This is a genomic window from Streptomyces sp. CY-1, assembly GCF_047218265.1.
GTDB lineage: Bacteria > Actinomycetota > Actinomycetes > Streptomycetales > Streptomycetaceae > Streptomyces > Streptomyces niphimycinicus.
Genome location: NZ_CP178393.1, coordinates 8,491,330 through 8,508,882, shown reverse-complemented (window position 1 = coordinate 8,508,882; position 17,553 = coordinate 8,491,330). Strand labels below are relative to the sequence as shown.

Here is a 17,553-nt window from a genome sequence, read left to right as displayed (position 1 = left end):
ACTGGCGTTCATCCACGGCTAGACCACACAGAACTCATTGCCCTCCGGGTCCTGGAGCACCACCGCGTAGTACCCCATCCCCGGCTCGTCCATGATCCGCTGCACCGTGGCCCCGGCGTCCTTCAGCCGGTCCACGGTCGCGGTGACCCGCTCGGTGCGGACCGCCAGGGGCACATCGCGCCCGCCGCCCACCTTCAGATCCAGATGCAGCCGGTTCTTGGTGACCTTCGACTCCGGAACCTGCTGGAACCACACCCTCGGCCCCTGCCCCTCCGGATCCACGATGGACTCCGGGGTCTCCCCGACCCCCGGGGGCAGCTCCTCCGCGGGCACCCCCATGTCCGCCCAGTACTCCCGCCAGGTGGCATGGCCGCCGGGCGGGGGCTCGGGCACATAGCCCAGGGCCTCGGCCCAGAAGGCCACCATCCGGCGTGGCTCGGCACAGTCGATGGTTAGCTGAAGCGTCGGCGTCGTCATGTCCGAAGCCTCCCAGAGGGGTCTGACAACAGACCGCCGGAGACCAGGCCGCCGGAGACCAGACCGCCGGAGACCAGACCGCCGGAAGCTGGCGGCAGGCGTCAGACGCGGGTCAGTGCGGTGTTGTCCGCGCTGTCCGTACGAGCCCGAGCGGCCTCCGGCCCCGTCTCGGCCCCGGTCACCGCCGCCTCAGTCACCGTCGCCTCCGGCGCCCGCGCCGCGTAGCGGCGGGCCAGGACCGCACAGACCATGAGCTGCATCTGGTGGAAGAGCATCAGCGGCAGCACCGCCAGGCTCGCCTGGGCGCCGAAGAGCACGCTCGCCATCGGCAGCCCGGCGGCCAGGCTCTTCTTCGAACCCGCGAAGACGATGGTGATCCGGTCCTCGCGGACGAAGCCCAGCTTCCGTGAGCCGTACGAGGTGAGCGTGAGCATCACCGTGAGCAGGACCGCCTCGACGCCGAGGAGGATCGCCAGCCGGGCCGGGGTGACCTGGTGCCAGATGCCCCGGGTCATGCCCTCGCTGAACGCCGCGTAGACCACGAGCAGCACCGAGCCGCGGTCGACCAGGCGCAGCACGGCCCGGTGGCGGGAGATGAAGCCGCCGATCCAGCGGCGCAGGAGCTGACCGGCGAGGAAGGGGGCCAGCAACTGGAGCGCGATCTTGACCATCGAGTCGGCCGAGAAGCCGCCGCCGCTGCCGCCCAGCAGCAGTGCGGCAAGCACCGGGGTGACGACCACGCCGAGCAGGCTGGAGAAGGAGCCCGCGCAGATCGCGGCGGCGACATTGCCCCGGGCGATCGAGGTGAAGGCGATGGAGGACTGGACCGTGGAGGGCACCAGGCACAGGAAGAGCAGCCCGGTGTAGAGGGGATGCGTGAGCACGTACGGCACCAGGCCGCGCGCGGCGAGGCCGAGGGCCGGGAAGATGACGAAGGTGCAGACCAGCACGGTCAGGTGGAGCCGCCAGTGGCGCACTCCGTCCAGCGCCTCACGGGTGGAGAGCCGGGCGCCGTAGAGGAAGAAGAGGAAGGCGACCGCGACCGTGGTGGCTCCGTCGGTGACGGTGGCGGCCCGGCCGCTGACCGGGAGCAGCGCGGCGAGCGCCACGGTGCCGATGAGTCCGAGGATGAAGCCGTCCAGCGGGAGCCAGGAGGGGAGGGCGATCTTGCGGAGGAAATGCGGGCGGTGCGGGCGGTGCGGCATTCGTTCTCTTTCTCGCTCTTTCTCATCCGGCGCGGACTGGCGCGGACTGGCGTGGACTGGCATGGACACGGACGGGGCCCCGTCCATAGTGCTCCGGATCAAGGCCATCGGGAATCCTGCATACCGCTCTGACTGCCATCGCATTCCGTGATGGGCCCCGGACCTCGGCATACAGTGGCCCCATGTACGACCCCGCCCAGCTCCGGACGTTTCTCGCGGTGTCCCAGACCCTCAGCTTCACCCAGGCCGCCGACCGCCTCGGGGTGCGCCAGTCCACCGTGAGTCAGCAGGTGCGCAAGCTGGAGGCGGCCGTGGGGCGGCAGCTCTTCACCCGGGACACCCACGGGGTGGAGCTGACCGAGGACGGCGAGGCGATGCTGGGGTTCGCCCGCTCGATCCTGGAGGCGAACGAACGGGCGGCGAGCTGGTTCCGGGGCACCCGGCTGCGCGGCCGGCTGCGCTTCGGCGCCTCGGAGGACTTCGTGGTGACCCGGCTGCCGGAGATCCTGGAGGGGTTCCGCCGCGATCACCCCGAGGTGGATCTGGAGCTCACCGTCGAGCTGTCGGGCACGCTGCATGAGCGGCTGGAGGCGGGCAAGCTGGATCTGGTGCTGGCCAAGCGGTCCGAGGAGAGGCCGGGCGGCCAGTTGGTGTGGCGGGACCGGCTCGTATGGATCGGCGCCGAGCGGCTGCGGCTGGATCCGGATCGTCCGCTCCCCCTGATCGTCTTTCCGCCACCCGGGCTGACCCGGGCCCGCGCGCTGGATGTGCTGGAGCGGCACGGCAGGTCATGGCGGATCGTCTGCACCAGCGGCAGTCTCAACGGGCTGGTCGCGGCGGCGCGTGCCGGGCTCGGGGTGATGGCACACACCCATGGCCTGATTCCGCCCGGCCTGGCGCCGGTCCCCGAACGGGCCGGGCTGCCCGACCTCGGCCCGGTGGATTTCGTACTGTTGTACGGAAAGCGGCGGCAGGACGGCGCCTCGCACGCCGCCGCGGAGCGACTCGCCGCCGCGATCCTGGCCGGGCCTGTGCCACGATCGGAGAGATTTCGTGCAGAAGACCGTTACATATGAGCCACACACGCGGCGCATAGGACCAGACTCCACGCAATCCGCCCTCGTCGGCGCCTGATTGACCCTCTTTCGCCTTACTGGCCGCCCGGCATTCCGTGCGTTCCGGGCACAAAACACCTCTCCCGCATCCGGGCCGGATCGGGTACGGTCGCGGCGCTGTGCCCAGCGGCTTCAAGGAGCAGGTATTGCGCGAGTTCACCGTCCCCCCGATGGCGACGGCGCCCCAGGCCGGAGGACTGGCGGATGCCGTCTTCGACCATGCGGACGCCGATCCCCACCGGGTGGCGCTGGCACGCAAGACGGCGGATGACCGCTGGCAGGACGTGACCGCGGGCCAGTTCCGGGACGAGGTGACGGCGCTCGCCAAGGGGCTGCTGACCCAGGGCGTCCGGTTCGGCGACCGCGTCGCGATCATGTGCCCCACCCGCTACGAATGGACGCTCTTCGACTTCGCGCTGTGGACCCTGGGCGCCCAGAGCGTCCCCCTCTACCCCACCTCCTCCGCCGAGCAGGTCTGCTGGATGCTGCATGACGCGGGGGTCTCCGCCTGTGTCGTGGAGCATGAGGACCACGCCATGACGGTCGGCTCGGTGGTCGGCCGGCTGCCGCATCTGAGGCGGCTGTGGCAGTTGGACGCGGGGGCGCTGGAGGAGTTGCTGGCGGCCGGGGAGTCGGTCGAGGACGATCTGGTCGAGCGGCACCGGCTGGCCGTGACCCCCGAGCAGCCCGCGACCATCATCTACACCTCGGGCACCACCGGCCGCCCCAAGGGCTGCGTGATCACCCACGCCAATCTGATGGCCGAGTGCGACAACATCGTCGAGCGGTACGAGGAAGCCTTCCACTCCAAGCGCGGCGACGAGGCCGCCACCCTGCTCTTCCTCCCGCTCGCCCATGTCTTCGGCCGGATGGTCGAAGTCGCCGCCATCCGCGGCAAGGTCAAGCTCGGGCACCAGCCCAGGCTCTCGGCCGCCGCGCTGCTGCCGGATCTGAAGACCTTCCGGCCGACCTTCATCCTCGCGGTGCCGTACATCTTCGAGAAGGTGTTCGCGGCGGCGCGCCGCAAGGCCGAGGCGGAGGGCAAGGCCGGGGTGTTCGAGAAGGCCGTGGACGTGGCGGTGCGGTACGCGGAGGCGCTGGAGGCCAAGGCGTTCGGCACCGGGCCGGGTCCGGGCGCCGCGCTGCGCATGCAGCATCAGTTCTTCGAGAAGGCCGTGTACGGCAAGGTGCGCGCCGCGATGGGTGGCCGGGTCCGGCACGCGATGTCGGGCGGCTCGGGCATGGAGCGGCGGCTGGGGCTGTTCTTCGCGGGCGCGGGCGTCACCATCTACGAGGGCTACGGCCTCACCGAGTCCACCGCCGCCGCCACCGCCAACCCGCCCGAGCAGACCCGGTTCGGCACGGTCGGCGTGCCGATCCCCGGCACCACGGTGCATCTCGCCGACGACGGCGAGGTGTGGGTGCGCGGCGGCCAGGTCTTCGAGGGCTATCTGGGCGACCCCAAGGCGACCGACGCGGTGCTGCGCGACGGCTGGCTCGCCACCGGCGACCTGGGCACGCTGGACGACGACGGCTATCTCACCATCACCGGGCGGAAGAAGGAGATCCTGGTGACCTCCAGCGGCAAGTCGGTCTCCCCCGGCGGCCTGGAGGAGCGGGTGCGAGCCCATCCGCTGGTCGCCCAGTGCATCGTGGTCGGCAACGACCGTCCGTATATCGCGGCGCTGGTCACCCTGGACTCGGAGGCGGTCGCGCACTGGCTGACGATGCGCGGCAAGCCGGAGCTGCCGCCGGGCGACCTGGTCCGGGACCCCGATCTGGAGACCGAGATCCGGCGCGCGGTGGTGGCGGCGAACACCACCGTCTCGCAGGCGGAGTCGATTCGTACCTTCCGGATACTTGCCGCGCAGTTCTCCGAGGAGCATGGTCTCCTGACGCCGTCGCTGAAGCTGAAGCGAAAGGCCATCGAACAGGCATACGCCGTCGAGGTCGAGGCGCTATACCACTCCTGAGCCGCGAAGGGGGCACGAAATGATCGATGTCATTCTCCCCGAACTTCCCGAACGTGAACTGTCCCTGTTGTCCGAGGAGACACCTCAGTCCAGCGGCCCGAGGCTGGCCGGGCGGGTGATCCTGGGCGGGCCGGTGGCCTTACCGGTGACGACGAAGCTCGTCGAACCGGATCCGGAGCTCCGGGACTTCCTGCGGACCGAGGCCGACAACGCCGTCTACCACCTGGTGCATCTGTCGGTGACCTGCGCCCGGGACGCGCCGGACCCCGCCCTGCACTCGGTCAATCTCGATGTCACACTCACGGCCGAACCGGTGCGGCGGGGCACCACGGTCTTCCAGCCGGTGGCCTGGTCCATGACCCCGCGCCAGCTCACCGCCGAGGCGAAGGCCACGCCACCGGCGCCCGCGGCCCATCTCGGCCCGCGGCTCGGTTTCCGGGAGGTGCTGCACACCGCGTACGGCGAGCGGGTCCTCCTGGAGGCGCGGCGTGAGCTGCGCTCCGATCCGGGCTGGGAGATCCGGCACACCTCGGCGGCGCGCATCGGCGGGACCTACCGGCTGGCCATGGTGGTGCGGGCACCGCGCGGGGCGGTGAGCCGGGCGGCGGTCGCGGTGGGCGCGACGGTGCGGGAGGGGCACACCCTGCACCGCTTCCGGGAGGAGCTCGAGGAACCGCTGCACCTCACCGCGGATCAGTAGATACGGGCGCGGGGCACCGGCGATACGAGCACAGGCAAGGAGCGAGGCGGAACGGTGGACGGCCAGGACGGGGACGGACATCCGGCGCTGACGACCGAGGAGATCCGGGAGTTGGCGCGGGTCTTCCCGCCCGGCCCGTCCGCCGTGGCGCTGCTGCGCAGGGCGGGCCTGACGGCCGGGCACATCCCGGCGGCGACCGGCACCACCGCCGGGGAGTTCTGGTCCGCGGTGGCCCGCGCGGTGGCCGCGGACCGGATCGTGGACGGCAGGCTGCGCGTCCTGGCCGCCGCCTGTGTCACCTATCCGCACAACGCGGTCTTCCGCGCCGCCTTACGGGAGCCGGGCGGCGGCGGTCTGCGGCGGGTGCTGGTGACCGCCGCCGCCCCGGGGTCCCAGGAGTTAGCCGCCGTCCAGCGGGCCGCGCGGGGCGTGCTGACGGTGGACCGGTGCCCCGCCGCGGCCGCCACCGATCTGCGGCGGATCCTCACCATACGCCCGGATGTGCTGCATCTGGTCTGCCGCCGCGAGGGGCACACGCTGGTCTTCGAGGATGGCGACGGCCAGGCGCATCGCACCCCCGCCGCCCGCCTGGCCGAACTGCTGGCCGCCTACCGCCGGCTGACCGGCGCCCCGCTGCCCGGTGTGGTGCTCGGCTGCCCCGACGGCGCGCCGCTCGCCGCGCTCTTCGCCCGGGCGGCCGAGGTGGTGGTCGCCCATCGCGGACCGCTGGACGCCGCGGCGGCCTTCGCGGGCGGGCTCTACGGCCTGCTGGGCGAGGTGCCCACGCTGGCGCAGGCGGCGCGGCGGGCGGCGGAGCGCATCGGGCGGGACGGCGGCGGGGTCGTCGTCCTGCGCGGACGGCCCTGGTGAACGGGACCCGCGGGAACGCCCGGCGGGAATGCCTGTCGCTTGTTGATCGTTGTACCTACGGAAGCATGCAATCCACATCCGACGTAAGGATCGACTGCCCGTGAGCAAGGTCCCGTTCATCACCCTCAACAACGGCGTCCGGATGCCGCAGCTCGGCTTCGGTGTCTGGCAGGTCCCGGACGACGAGGCGCAGATCGCGGTGCGCACCGCGCTGGACGCCGGGTACCGCAGCATCGACACCGCCGCGATATACGGCAACGAGGAGGGCACGGGGAAGGGGCTCGCCGCGTCGGGCATCGCGCGCGACGAGCTGTTCGTCACCACCAAGCTCCAGAATTCCGACCAGGGATACGACTCGACCCTGCGTGCCTTCGACGCCTCGCTGACCAGGCTGGGCCTGGAATACGTGGACCTCTACCTGATCCACTGGCCGCTGCCCGGAGTCGACAAGTACGTGGACACCTGGAAGGCGTTCGAGAAGATCTACGCCGAGGGCCGCGCCAAGGCCATCGGCCTGTCCAACTTCCACGCCGCCCACACCCAGCGGCTGCTCGCCGAGACCTCGATCATCCCGGTGATCGACCAGATCGAGCTGCACCCGCAGCTCCAGCAGGCGGAGCTGCGCGCCTTCAACGCCCGCCATGACATCGCCACCGAGGCATGGTCCCCGCTCGGCCAGGGCAAGGGCCTGCTGGACGACCCGAAGCTGGCGGCGATCGCCCACAAGCACAGGAAGTCCCCGGCCCAGGTGGTGCTGCGCTGGCATCTGGACCTCGGCAATGTGGTGATCCCCAAGTCCGTGACCCCGTCCCGGATCCAGGAGAACATCGACGTCTTCGACTTCCAGTTGGACTCCGAGGACCTGGCGGCGATCGACTCCCTGGAGGCCGGCAACCGGCTGGGCTTCGACCCCGAGACCTTCAACGGCTGAGCCCCGGCGCTCCACCGCCGAACCGCCCGCCCCGTCGCGTCCCCCGCGGCGGGGCGGACCCGTGTATCCCCCGCACCCCCGCGTCGTGGCATATCCCGGGCGCATGCCCCCCATCCGGGGCGCATGCGCCCACCGAGCGAGGCACGTCCCCGGCAATTACGCTTGGCGCCCAGATAGGCACACAGCGTGACCATGCCCCGAGCCGAGGAGACAGAAGATGTCCCGCAGACGCCGTCACGGCCTTGAGCTGGCCGCCGGTTGCACCGTCGCGATAGCCGCCCTCTTCCTGGGGAGCGGCATACCCGCGGTGGCCGACCCCGGTGAACCCTCCCCCCGCCCCCGGAGGGAGGTGCCCCCCGAGATGCTGGCCTCCATGCAGCGCGATCTGGGCCTGACGGCCGATGAGGCCCGGACGCGGATATCCAATGAGTACCGGGCCGGGGCCACCGAACCGGGCCTGCGCAAGAGCCTGGGCGGCAGCTACGCCGGCGCGTGGGTGACCGGCAACACCGCCGAACTCACCGTCGCCACCACCGATGAGCAGCAGAGCGGCACCATCACGGCCGGCGGCGCCAAGGCCGCGGTCGTCAAGCACAGTCTCAAGGCCCTCACCGACGCCAAGCAGGCCCTGGACCGCACCGCCTCGGAGCGCGCCCCGGCGGCCGATGTCGCCTCCGCCTGGTATGTGGACGTCAAGACCAACAGCGTCGTGGTGCAGTCGGCCGAGCCGGGCGAGGCGGCCGCCTTCGTCGCCGCCAGCGGCGCGGACCGCGAGGTCGTACGGGTGGTGGAGTCGGCCGAGCGGCCGAGCCCGCTGTACGACCTGCGGGGCGGCGAGGCGTTCTACATCAACGACGCCGGCCGCTGCTCGATCGGCTTCCCGGTGTCCCAGGGCGAGCGGAACGGCTTCGTCACCGCCGGTCACTGCGGCAGCCAGGGCGACACCACCACCGGCTTCAACCGGGTGGCCCAGGGCAGCTTCCAGGGCTCCACCTTCCCCGGCCATGACTACGCCTGGGTGTCCACCAACGCCGACTGGGTTCCGCAGCCGTGGGTGATCGGCCCCGACGGCACCAATGTCACCGTCACCGGCTCCCAGGAAGCGCCGGTGGGCTCGTCCGTCTGCCGCTCCGGCTCGACGACCGGCTGGCACTGCGGCACCATCCAGCAGCACGACACCAGCGTGCAGTACCCGCAGGGCACGGTCAGCGGAGTGACCCGCACCAACGTCTGCGCCGAACCGGGCGACTCCGGCGGCCCGTTCATCTCGGGCAGCGAGGGACAGGGCGTCACCTCCGGCGGCTCCGGCAACTGCACCGTCGGCGGCACGACGTACTACCAGCCGGTGAACCCGATCCTGACGGCCTACGGGCTCACCCTCACCACCGGCTGACGCCGGGGTGCCGAGGCCGCCGCGGTCGAAGAGACCGGCGGCGGCCTCGCGCGTGCGCTCACGCGTCACGTGGCGCGTGTCCTCGCGCGTGCCCCCCAACGCCCCCACGCCCGTCCTCGCGCGTGTTCGGAGCACCTTGACCAATCCGCACCCCTCCGGGCGACGAATGAGGTACGACACCTCCGTGTGCGCCGCATCGTTCCCGGAAGGACGGCTTGTGAGAGAACCCGTGTACATCGGCGGACCGGCCGCGCGCGGACCGGACCTCGAAGAGCTGCTCCAGATGGTGGCCCGGGGGGACCAGAACGCCTTCGGAGCCCTCTACGACGCCGTCAGCGGGCCGGTCCTGGGGCTGACGCGCAGTCTGCTGCGCAATCCGGCGCAGGCCGAGGAGGTCACACAGGAGGTGCTGGTCGAGGTGTGGCGGTCCGCGGCGCGGTTCGACCCGGGCCGGGGCAGTGCCATGGCCTGGATCATGACGGTGGCGCACCGGCGCGCCGTGGACCGCGTCCGCTCGGCGCAGGCCGCCTCCGACCGCGAGGAGCGCGCCGCGCTGCTGTCCCGTACCCCGGCGTTCGACGAGGTGACCGAGCAGGTGGAGGCCAGGCTGGAGCGCGAGCAGGTGCGCCGGTGCATGCGGACGCTGACCGAGCTGCAACGGCAGTCGGTGACGCTCGCCTACTACCGCGGCCGCTCCTACCGTGAGGTGGCGGAGCTGCTGTCGCTGCCGCTCGGGACCGTGAAGACCAGACTCCGGGACGGGCTCATCCGGCTCCGGGACTGCATGGGGGTCGGCGCATGACCAGAGCGGATCTGCACACCTTGACCGGGGCGTACGCGGTGCACGCCCTGTCGGGGCGGGAGTTGACCGAGTTCGAGCGGCATCTGGCGGTCTGCGACGCCTGCCGTCAGGAGGTACGGGAGCTGCGGGAGACCGCCGGGAAGCTGGCGGTGGCCACGGCCCTGGCCCCGCCCCCGACCATGAAGGACGATGTGCTGCGGCGGATCGCCACGGTCCGCCAGGAGCCGCCCCGGGTGGCGGCCCGGGAGGCCCGGGAGTCCCATGCCGGTCCCCGGCGGCGCACCGGGCGGCGGGCGCTGAACTTCGCGCTGGCGGCCTGTGTGGCCGCGGCCGTCGCGCTGGGCGGGGCCGCGGTGTGGCAGTACCGGCAGGCGTCCGACGCCCGCGACACGGCCCGCCGCTCCGAGCGGCGGGTGGCCCAGGCGCAGGAGGTGACCCAGGTGCTGGCCGCGCCCGACGCGCGCAGCCGCAGCGGCCGGATGACGGACGGCTCGACCGGCACGGTGGTGGTCTCGCGCGGGCTGAACAGGGCGGTGTTCCTCGCCTCGGGGCTGCCCGAGCCGCCCGCCGGGCGGATCTACCAGCTCTGGCTGAGCGACGGCGGCACCATGCGCCCGGCCGGTCTGATGGACTCCTCGGGTGCGAGCGTGGCGGCGGTCCTCAGCGGTGCGGTCGGGAAGGCGTCGGCCATGGGGGTGACGGTCGAGCCCGCCGGAGGGTCGAAGGCGCCGACGACCGATCCGCTGGTCCTGCTGACGTTCCCCTCGGCGTGAGCGGACGACATCGGGCGAAATCCGTCGATACGGGGGCGGTGTGGGGTAAGGGAGGGGGATGAGCACGTCCCTCTCCGTCTTCACCTCCGATCTGCGGCTGTCCGACAACCCGGTGCTGCGCGGTGCGGCGCGCTCCGCCGAGCGGGTCGTTCCGCTGTTCGTCGTGGACCGCGGCCTGGCCGGGACCGGGTTCGCCGTCCCCAACCGGGTGGCGTTCCTCGCCGACGCCCTGGCCGATCTCGACGCGGGGCTGCGCGAGCGCGGCGGGCGGCTGGTGGTCCGCCGGGGCGACGCGGTGCCGGAGATCCTGCGGGCGGCCCGGCAGGCGGACGCGGACGAGGTGCATATCGCGGGCGGGGTGAGCGGCTACGCCAACCGCCGCGAACAGCGGCTGCGCGAGGCGCTGGAGGCGGACGGACGGCGGCTGCGGGTGCACGGCGCGGTGGTGACGGCGGTGGAGCCGGGCGAGGTGACCCCGGCGGGCAAGGACCACTTCGCGGTCTTCACCCCGTACTTCCGCGCCTGGCAGCGGGCCGGACCGCGCGAGGCGCTCACCGCGCCGCGCACCGTGAGCGTGCCGACCGGGCTGCGCTCGGAGCCGGTGGCGGCGGTCACCTCGCTCGCCCCGGGCAGCCCCTCCCCCGGGCTGCCCGAGGGCGGGGAGACGGCGGGCCGCCGCCGGGTCCGCTCCTGGTGGCGGTCGGGGCTCGGGGACTACGCCGAGCGGCAGGACGATCTGGCGGGCGACGCCACCTCCCGGCTCTCCCCCTATCTGCACTTCGGCTGTCTGTCCCCGGTGGAGCTGGTGCACCGGGCGCGGAAGGCGGGCGGCGCGGGTGCCGACGCCTTCGTACGGCAGTTGGCCTGGCGGGACTTCCACCACCAGGTGCTGGCCGCCCGGCCGGAGGCCGCACACGCCGACTACCGCCCGCGGGGCGACCGGTGGCGCCACGACGAGGCGGAGATCGCGGCCTGGAAGGCGGGGCGCACCGGCTTTCCGCTGGTCGACGCCGGGATGCGGCAGTTGCGCCACGAGGGCTGGATGCACAACCGGGCGCGGCTGCTGGTGGCCAGTTTCCTCACCAAGACGCTCTACCAGGACTGGCGGATCGGCGCCCGGCACTTCCTGGATCTGCTGGTGGACGGGGATATGGCCAACAACCAGCTCAACTGGCAGTGGGCGGCGGGCACCGGCACCGACACCCGTCCCAACCGGGTCCTCAATCCGCTGGCGCAGGCCCGGCGATTCGACCCGGAGGGCGCGTATGTGCGGCGCTGGGTGCCGGAGCTGGCCGAGGTGACCGGCGCGTGCGTCCATACGCCCTGGCGGCTGCCGAAGGCCGAGCGGGACCGGCTGGACTACCCCGGCCCGATCGTGGACCTCCAGGAGGGGCTGGCCCGCTTCCGGGACGCCCGGGGGTGACCTGGCGTCCTGTCCGGCCGGTCAGGAACGGTACGCGCCCGGCCGGTCAGTCGACGCGGGCGCCGTGCTGCGGGGCGATCTCCTCGATCCGGCCCGCCAGCTCGAAGTCGAGCCCGGTCACCTTGCCCCCGGCACTGTGGGTGTTCACCGAGACGCCGACCTTGTTGTAGCCGAGGGTCAGATCGGAGTGGTGGTCCAGTTGCTCCTGGATCATGGCGATCTCCGCCACCATCCCGGCCGCCTGCGGATGCCCCTTGAAGACATACGTCCGCGAGAGCCGGTCGTCAGCGAACGACCATCCGGGAAGCTGCTCCAGGCGCTGCTGGATCTCCTGGTCGGTGAGCGGCTGGACCGCCATGACACATCCCTTCGTCGCGGGTGACCGGTGGCCCTTCCACCCTGCCATGGGCGCAACCCCGCGTCGGCTACCTTCAGCTCATGACGACTGCCGCGCCGCCCCGGGTGGGCACACTGCTGCGCGAGTGGCGGGACCGCCGCCGATTGAGCCAGCTCGAGCTGGCGCTGCGCGCCGACTCCTCCGCCCGCCACATCAGCTTCATCGAGACCGGCCGGTCGCGGCCCAGCCAGGAGATGGTGCTCCGGCTCGCCGACCATCTCGACGTCCCCGTACGCGAGCGCAACGCCCTGCTGATCGCCGCCGGTTACGCCCCGCACTATCCGGAGCGGTCGGTGGACGACCCCTCGATGAGCGCCCTGCGCGCGTCCCTGGAGCGGCTGCTGACGGGCTACGAGCCCTATCCGGCGCTCGTGGTGGACGGCACCTATGGGGTGCTGGCCGCCAACCGGGGCATCGCGGCGCTTCTGGAAGGGGTGGCGGAGCATCTGCTGAAGCCGCCGCTGAACGCGATGCGCCTGACCCTGCACCCCGAGGGGCTCGCCCCGCGCATCCGCAACCTCCGCGAATGGCGTGGCCATCTGCTGGACCAGATGGACCGGCAGCTCGCGCTGATGCGCTCCTTGCCGCTGCGGGCGCTGTACGACGAAGTGGCGGCCTATCCGCTGCCCGAGTCCGGCGGCCGGGAGACGGCGACCGCCGGTGACACCCCGCCGTTCGCCCTGCCGATGATGATCGAGCACGGCGGGCGGGTGCTGTCGTTCATCTCGACGATCGCGACCTTCAACACCCCGATGGATGTCACGGTCTCCGAGCTGGCCATCGAGACGTTCCTCCCGGCCGACCCGGAGACCGCCGCCGCGCTGGGGCAGTTCAGCCGGTCGTAGGGACCCGGTCCAGGAAGCCGAGGACGGAGCGGATCCGGCCGTCCTCGGCCAGGGTGATCACATCGGTCGCGGCGACCGGGGCGGAGCCGTCGGCCGTGGAGACCAGCTCCCAGCAGAAGCGGGCCATGTGGTGGTGGCCGTCCACGGCGCCGGTGAGCCGGAACTCATGGCCGGGGAACTGCTCCTGGGCCCCGGCGATCACGGCGGCCAACTGCTCATGACCCCGCGCCTCGGCCAGCGGGTCGGTGTAGTCGCCGTCCTCGGTCCAGGCGGCGGCGACGGCCTTGGCGCGGGCCTCGGGGCCGGTGGCGTTCCACGCCTCGAAGTAGCGGGCGACGGCGGTGTCGTACTGCGTCATGTGGTTACTCCTCCACGAAATGACCTGGTCGGACCCGGGTCCCGGACCGGAGGGCGCCGGCCCGGAACCCGATGGCTCAACCCTGCCGCCGTCGCGGACGGGGGTCGATTACCGCCCAGGTAATGGAGGCGGGGGGAGACACCGCCCGGGGAGTTCGGGAGCGCTGAACACACCGCCCGGGGCCGCTCAGGAGCGCTGGGCCTCCACGAGCGCGATGGCCTCCTCCTTGGTGGCCACGGCGGGCGGTGAGCCCTCCAGCGGCTGCCGGGCCGTCTCCTTCATCACGGCGGCGGCGATGATGCCGACGACGGCGGCGAGCATCGTGTAGTAGGCGGGCATCAGATCGTCCCCGGTGCTGCTGATCAGGCCCTCGGTCACCAGCGGCGTGGTGCCGCCGAAGAGCGATACGGAGATGTTGAAGGCGATGGAGAGCGAGCCGTAGCGCACATTCGTCGGGAAGAGCGCGGGCAGCGAGGCGGACATCACGCTCACATACGGCAGCAGACACAGCCCCAGAAGCAGCAGTCCGGCGAAGACCGGGACCACCCCGCCCTGCTTGATGAGCAGGAAGCACGGCACGGCCAGCACCAGGAAGCCCACGGACCCGGCCATCAGCACGGGCTTGCGGCCGATGCGGTCGGAGTAGCGGCCGACGAAGGTGATGGCCGCCATGAGCACCAGCATCACGATGATGATCGAGACCAGGGCGCTGGTGCTGCTGTAGTGGAGGGTGTCCGACAGATAGGTCGGCATGTAGGACAGCAGCATGTAGTCGGTGATGTTGTACGCGGCGACCAGCGCTATGCACAGCGCCATCGCACGCCACTGGGTGCGGAACACCTGCCAGAACGGCAGGCTCTCACGCTCCCCCGCGCTGGTGGCGCCCTCGTCCTCCAGCTTCTGGAACGCGGGAGTGTCATCCAGCTTCAGCCGCAGATACAGACCGACGAGACCGATCGGCGCGGCGGCCAGGAACGGAATGCGCCAACCCCACGAGTTCATCGAGGAGTCGGCGAGCGTCACGGTCAGGATGGTGACCAGTCCGGCCGCCGCGGTGTAGCCGATCAGCGTGCCGAACTCCAGAAAGCTGCCGTAGTACCCACGGCGCTTGTCGGGCGCGTATTCGGCGATGAAGGTGGAAGCGCCGCCGTATTCCCCGCCGGTGGAGAATCCCTGGAGCATACGGAAGAGGATGAGCAGCGCCGGCGACCAGAAGCCGATGGCGGCATAGCCGGGGATCAGCCCGATGGCGAGCGTGCTGGACGCCATCATGATCATGGTGAAGGACAGGACCTTCTTACGGCCGATCCGGTCACCCAGGGGCCCGAAGAACATGCCTCCCACCGGGCGGACCAGAAAGGCCACCGCGAATGTCGCGAGGGAGGAGAGCACCTGGGCCGTGCCATTACCGGACGGGAAGAAGACTTTGCCGATGGTGACCGCGAGATAGCTGTAGATCCCGAAGTCGAACCATTCCATGGCGTTTCCCAGCGCGGCGGCCTTCACCGCTTTCCGGACGGTCTTCTCCTCGGTGACCGTGATGTCGCTCCGGCGCAGTGGAGGGTTCTTGCGTCGCTGGACAGCACGCCAGAGCAGGTGGTGCCGGGAGGGCGCGGACGCGGAGGCTTCGACATCGGTTGGGACAGGCACAAGCAACTCTTTTCAGTGGACAGGCTTGTTGCGCATACCCCGCGAAGGCCGTGGCATGCCAGGCGTGTCGCAGACCACCCGGGGAACGCGGGCCAGGGCGCTCAAGGGGGGTTCGACCCCAACCCGAGCCGGGCCGGGCATCTTCAGGGAACCCGGCGGGTTGCTTTACTGTTTTTTGGCCTTCCGTAAACCAAACCGCGGGGCCGCATAACCATCGTGCAACGCCGAAAGGCACCGAACTCAAGGGGACATCATGCTCTATGGCAATGCCCTCCGAAAGGCCATCAGTTCATCCGGCACCACACCACTCATCGGCATCTACGACATGTACTCGGCGTCCATCGCCGCACAGCACTACAACGGCTTCTTCGTATCCGGATTCGGGTTCGCCGCATCGCATTACGGGCTGCCCGACATCGGGTTCATCGCCTGGCCCGACATGCTCGCCTTCGTGGAGCGGCTGCGGCTCGCCTTCCCCGAGCACCATCTGCTCGTGGACATCGACGACGGCTATGTGGATCCCGAGGTCGCCTGCCATGTGGTGCAGCGGCTGGAGCGCACCGGGGCCTCCGGGGTGATCCTGGAGGACCAGCGGCGCCCGCGCCGCTGCGGCCACGCGGACGGCAAGCTGACCCTGCCGCTCGAGGAGTACCTCGAAAAGCTCCAACTGGTCCTGAGCAGCAGGAAGGACATGGTGGTGGTGGCGCGCACGGATGCCACCGAGGAGCCCGAGATCCTGCGGCGGGCGGCCGCGCTGGCGGAGACCGACGCGGATGTCGTCCTCGTCGACGGAGTGCGCAGCGTGGAGTGGATCCGCAAGGTCCGTAAGGTCATCGGCGACAAGCCCCTGCTGTTCAACCAGATCGCGGGCGGCAAGTCGCCACGGCTCTCGCTGTCCGAGCTGTCCGACCTGGGGGTGGATGTCGCCATCTACAGCACACCTTGTCTGTTCGCCGCCCATGGGGCGATCGACGGGGCGCTGAGCGATCTCAAGACGGCGGACGGGCGGCTGCCGGACTCCCGGGAGGCCGCGGCCATCGGGGTCAAGGGCGCCACGGAACTGCTGGAGAAGAACATCAGCAGGCACCACGGCCACCGTCAGCCCGCCAGGGTCTGAGCCGAGGCCGCGCGGTATGCCCTCGACATTCCTCGGGCCCGGCCCCGGCCGGCGCCGTAAGCCCAGAAGCGACACCGGCTCGTCCCGTCCGTCCACGGCCGGGCTCATCCTCGCGGCCACCGCGGGCGTCCTGTGCGCGGGCGCCGCGGTCTCCGCCAAGGCGACGCCCGCGCCGGTGGGCAGCGCCGCGGGCGGCACCCCGCGGGAGGACTGCGAGCCGGACGACACCCCCACCGTGGTCACCGGGCCGCACAACGGCCTTGTGGTCATCGACAACTCCTCGGCGGACTCCTGGCTGGAGGTCGACCGCACCCTCAATACCCTGCTGCTCAGCCGTGGCACGGCGGGCAGCGACCACGACGGGGGCGGCGGCGCCATCGACGTCGTGACCGGCGGCGCCACCGGTATGGATCCGGTGCTGCCGCAGATCGGCCACCCGCCGTGGCAGGCCGGGAGCGGTGATTGATGTGATGTGGAAGTCCTGGCCGCTGTCGTGGCCGGGCCGGCTCGGGAGGGCGGTCGACCCCTATGTCGCCGCCCTCCTCGGGACGGTCGCGCTGGCGGCGCTGCTGCCCGCGAGCGGGGCGGCGGCCACGGCCGTCGGCAATGCCGCGGACCTGGCGATCGGGCTGCTCTTCTTCCTCTACGGTTCGCGGCTGTCCACCCGCGAGGCGCTGAACGGCCTGCGGCAGTGGAGACTGCACCTGGTGGTGGGCTCCAGCACCTTCGCGCTCTTCCCGCTGCTGGGGCTGGCCGCGGGCGGCCTCGCCCCGTTCCTCCTCACCGACCGGCTCTACACCGGACTGCTCTTCCTGTGTGTCGTGCCCTCGACCGTCCAGTCCTCGGTCGCCCTCACCTCCACCGCGCGGGGCAATGTCCCGGCCGCCATCTGCGCGGGCACGTACTCCAGCCTGCTCGGCATGATCGTCACCCCGCTGCTCGCGGCGTGGCTGATCGGCTCGGACGTGCGCTTCTCGGCCGACGGACTGCTGGCCATCGCCACCCAGTTGCTGCTCCCCTTCCTCGCCGGGCAGGCGCTGCGCCGCTGGACCGCGCGTTTCATCGGCCGCCACAAGAAGGCGCTCGCCCTTCTGGACCGGGGCTCGATCCTGCTCGTGGTCTATACGGCGTTCAGCCGGGGCATGACGGAGGGCATCTGGAACCAGATCACCCTTGCCCGGCTGTGCGCGCTGCTGGGTCTGGCCGCGGCGCTGCTGGGTCTGGCCCTCACCGCGACCTCGTTCACCGCGCGGCGGCTGGGCTTCGGCCGGGAGGACCGCGTCACCATCGTCTTCTGCGGCTCCAACAAATCCCTGGCCACCGGGCTGCCCATGGCCGCGGTGCTGTTCGGTGACGCGGCCGGGCCGGTGATCCTTCCGTTGATGCTCTTCCATCAACTGCAACTGATGGTGTGCGCGGTCATCGCGGGCCGCTGGTCCCGCCGGGTGCCGAAGGTCGAGCCCGTTCCCGGCGGGCAGGTCCAGGTCACCGAGGTGAGGGGGTGAGGGCAAGGGGAAGGCGAGG

The 17,553-nt window shown here is 71.4% G+C and carries 18 protein-coding genes; 13 read left to right on the top strand and 5 right to left on the bottom strand.

Annotation, left to right across the window (positions count from 1 at the left end; translation table 11 throughout):
* Window positions 1-18: 18 nt before the first annotated feature.
* Together ACK1X7_RS36625 and ACK1X7_RS36620 are read right to left on the bottom strand one after the other, a co-directional pair.
* On the bottom strand, window positions 19-477 hold the full coding sequence (locus tag ACK1X7_RS36625) for a VOC family protein (RefSeq protein ID WP_385145325.1): 459 nt from the start codon (window positions 475-477) through the stop codon (window positions 19-21).
* 101 nt (window positions 478-578) lie between these two features.
* Window positions 579-1,682, bottom strand: a complete 1,104-nt coding sequence (locus ACK1X7_RS36620; RefSeq protein WP_385145323.1) for a bile acid:sodium symporter family protein — start codon at window positions 1,680-1,682, stop codon at window positions 579-581.
* A gap of 182 nt (window positions 1,683-1,864) precedes the next feature.
* Here ACK1X7_RS36620 and ACK1X7_RS36615 point away from each other — a divergent pair, with 182 nt between their 5' ends.
* The 9 genes from ACK1X7_RS36615 (at window position 1,865) to ACK1X7_RS36575 (ending at window position 11,662) form a co-directional block, all read left to right on the top strand.
* Complete coding sequence (locus ACK1X7_RS36615; RefSeq protein ID WP_385145321.1) at window positions 1,865-2,758, top strand: LysR substrate-binding domain-containing protein; 894 nt, start codon at window positions 1,865-1,867, stop codon at window positions 2,756-2,758.
* Window positions 2,759-2,943: 185 nt separating this feature from the next.
* A complete protein-coding gene (locus ACK1X7_RS36610; protein ID WP_385145319.1) occupies window positions 2,944-4,770 on the top strand; it encodes an AMP-dependent synthetase/ligase in 1,827 nt (608 codons plus the stop codon).
* A 19-nt stretch (window positions 4,771-4,789) separates the two neighbouring features.
* Window positions 4,790-5,470 (top strand): hypothetical protein, encoded by a 681-nt coding sequence (locus ACK1X7_RS36605; protein WP_385145317.1) that lies wholly within the window; start codon window positions 4,790-4,792, stop codon window positions 5,468-5,470.
* Between the two features lie 54 nt (window positions 5,471-5,524).
* Window positions 5,525-6,340, top strand: coding sequence for an effector-associated domain EAD1-containing protein (locus ACK1X7_RS36600; RefSeq protein WP_413116181.1), 816 nt, complete (start codon window positions 5,525-5,527; stop codon window positions 6,338-6,340).
* A gap of 100 nt (window positions 6,341-6,440) precedes the next feature.
* Entirely contained in the window at window positions 6,441-7,271 is an 831-nt protein-coding gene (locus tag ACK1X7_RS36595; protein ID WP_413116180.1) for an aldo/keto reductase, read from the top strand.
* A gap of 217 nt (window positions 7,272-7,488) precedes the next feature.
* On the top strand, window positions 7,489-8,664 hold the full coding sequence (locus tag ACK1X7_RS36590; protein ID WP_413116179.1) for a S1 family peptidase: 1,176 nt from the start codon (window positions 7,489-7,491) through the stop codon (window positions 8,662-8,664).
* A 217-nt stretch (window positions 8,665-8,881) separates the two neighbouring features.
* Entirely contained in the window at window positions 8,882-9,466 is a 585-nt protein-coding gene (locus tag ACK1X7_RS36585) for a sigma-70 family RNA polymerase sigma factor (protein ID WP_078640236.1), read from the top strand.
* Window positions 9,463-10,239, top strand: a complete 777-nt coding sequence (locus ACK1X7_RS36580; RefSeq protein WP_413116178.1) for an anti-sigma factor — start codon at window positions 9,463-9,465, stop codon at window positions 10,237-10,239. The genes ACK1X7_RS36585 and ACK1X7_RS36580 overlap by 4 nt, the downstream gene beginning before the upstream one ends.
* A gap of 58 nt (window positions 10,240-10,297) precedes the next feature.
* A complete protein-coding gene (locus ACK1X7_RS36575) occupies window positions 10,298-11,662 on the top strand; it encodes a cryptochrome/photolyase family protein (RefSeq protein WP_385144348.1) in 1,365 nt (454 codons plus the stop codon).
* A 46-nt stretch (window positions 11,663-11,708) separates the two neighbouring features.
* Here the strand turns inward: ACK1X7_RS36575 and ACK1X7_RS36570 are convergent, their stop codons facing one another.
* Window positions 11,709-12,020, bottom strand: coding sequence for a 4a-hydroxytetrahydrobiopterin dehydratase (locus ACK1X7_RS36570; RefSeq protein ID WP_385144350.1), 312 nt, complete (start codon window positions 12,018-12,020; stop codon window positions 11,709-11,711).
* 80 nt (window positions 12,021-12,100) lie between these two features.
* On the opposite strand from ACK1X7_RS36570, the gene ACK1X7_RS36565 reads away from it, so the two are divergent.
* Window positions 12,101-12,904: a helix-turn-helix domain-containing protein gene (locus tag ACK1X7_RS36565; RefSeq protein WP_413116177.1), complete on the top strand. Its 804-nt coding sequence runs from the start codon at window positions 12,101-12,103 to the stop codon at window positions 12,902-12,904.
* Here the strand turns inward: ACK1X7_RS36565 and ACK1X7_RS36560 are convergent.
* Both ACK1X7_RS36560 and proP read right to left on the bottom strand, forming a co-directional pair.
* Complete coding sequence (locus ACK1X7_RS36560) at window positions 12,891-13,262, bottom strand: nuclear transport factor 2 family protein (RefSeq protein WP_385144354.1); 372 nt, start codon at window positions 13,260-13,262, stop codon at window positions 12,891-12,893. The genes ACK1X7_RS36565 and ACK1X7_RS36560 overlap by 14 nt on opposite strands.
* Before the next feature lie 186 nt (window positions 13,263-13,448).
* Window positions 13,449-14,912 carry a glycine betaine/L-proline transporter ProP gene (gene proP, locus ACK1X7_RS36555; RefSeq protein ID WP_385144356.1) on the bottom strand — a complete coding sequence of 488 codons (1,464 nt, stop codon included), beginning with the start codon at window positions 14,910-14,912 and terminating at the stop codon, window positions 13,449-13,451.
* Window positions 14,913-15,165: 253 nt separating this feature from the next.
* Here proP and ACK1X7_RS36550 point away from each other — a divergent pair, with 253 nt between their 5' ends.
* The 3 genes from ACK1X7_RS36550 to ACK1X7_RS36540 are packed head-to-tail and all read left to right on the top strand — an operon-like array spanning window position 15,166 to window position 17,534.
* Window positions 15,166-16,029, top strand: a complete 864-nt coding sequence (locus ACK1X7_RS36550) for an isocitrate lyase/PEP mutase family protein (RefSeq protein ID WP_385144358.1) — start codon at window positions 15,166-15,168, stop codon at window positions 16,027-16,029.
* A 16-nt stretch (window positions 16,030-16,045) separates the two neighbouring features.
* Window positions 16,046-16,495, top strand: coding sequence for a hypothetical protein (locus tag ACK1X7_RS36545; RefSeq protein WP_385118231.1), 450 nt, complete (start codon window positions 16,046-16,048; stop codon window positions 16,493-16,495).
* A 4-nt stretch (window positions 16,496-16,499) separates the two neighbouring features.
* Complete coding sequence (locus tag ACK1X7_RS36540) at window positions 16,500-17,534, top strand: bile acid:sodium symporter family protein (RefSeq protein ID WP_385144409.1); 1,035 nt, start codon at window positions 16,500-16,502, stop codon at window positions 17,532-17,534.
* Window positions 17,535-17,553 lie beyond the last annotated feature (19 nt).

Excerpts from the sequence above, each read along its gene's own strand:
- ACK1X7_RS36565 (WP_413116177.1), top strand. The coding sequence starts at position 12,101 with ATGACGACTGCCGCGCCGCCCCGGGTGGGCACACTGCTGCGCGAGTGG.
- ACK1X7_RS36570 (WP_385144350.1), bottom strand. The coding sequence starts at position 12,020 with ATGGCGGTCCAGCCGCTCACCGACCAGGAGATCCAGCAGCGCCTGGAG.
- ACK1X7_RS36545 (WP_385118231.1), top strand. The coding sequence starts at position 16,046 with ATGCCCTCGACATTCCTCGGGCCCGGCCCCGGCCGGCGCCGTAAGCCC.
- ACK1X7_RS36590 (WP_413116179.1), top strand. The coding sequence starts at position 7,489 with ATGTCCCGCAGACGCCGTCACGGCCTTGAGCTGGCCGCCGGTTGCACC.
- ACK1X7_RS36575 (WP_385144348.1), top strand. The coding sequence starts at position 10,298 with ATGAGCACGTCCCTCTCCGTCTTCACCTCCGATCTGCGGCTGTCCGAC.
- ACK1X7_RS36560 (WP_385144354.1), bottom strand. The coding sequence starts at position 13,262 with ATGACGCAGTACGACACCGCCGTCGCCCGCTACTTCGAGGCGTGGAAC.
- ACK1X7_RS36580 (WP_413116178.1), top strand. The coding sequence starts at position 9,463 with ATGACCAGAGCGGATCTGCACACCTTGACCGGGGCGTACGCGGTGCAC.
- ACK1X7_RS36625 (WP_385145325.1), bottom strand. The coding sequence starts at position 477 with ATGACGACGCCGACGCTTCAGCTAACCATCGACTGTGCCGAGCCACGC.
- ACK1X7_RS36605 (WP_385145317.1), top strand. The coding sequence starts at position 4,790 with ATGATCGATGTCATTCTCCCCGAACTTCCCGAACGTGAACTGTCCCTG.
- ACK1X7_RS36615 (WP_385145321.1), top strand. The coding sequence starts at position 1,865 with ATGTACGACCCCGCCCAGCTCCGGACGTTTCTCGCGGTGTCCCAGACC.
- ACK1X7_RS36550 (WP_385144358.1), top strand. The coding sequence starts at position 15,166 with ATGCTCTATGGCAATGCCCTCCGAAAGGCCATCAGTTCATCCGGCACC.
- ACK1X7_RS36540 (WP_385144409.1), top strand. The coding sequence starts at position 16,500 with ATGTGGAAGTCCTGGCCGCTGTCGTGGCCGGGCCGGCTCGGGAGGGCG.
- ACK1X7_RS36620 (WP_385145323.1), bottom strand. The coding sequence starts at position 1,682 with ATGCCGCACCGCCCGCACCGCCCGCATTTCCTCCGCAAGATCGCCCTC.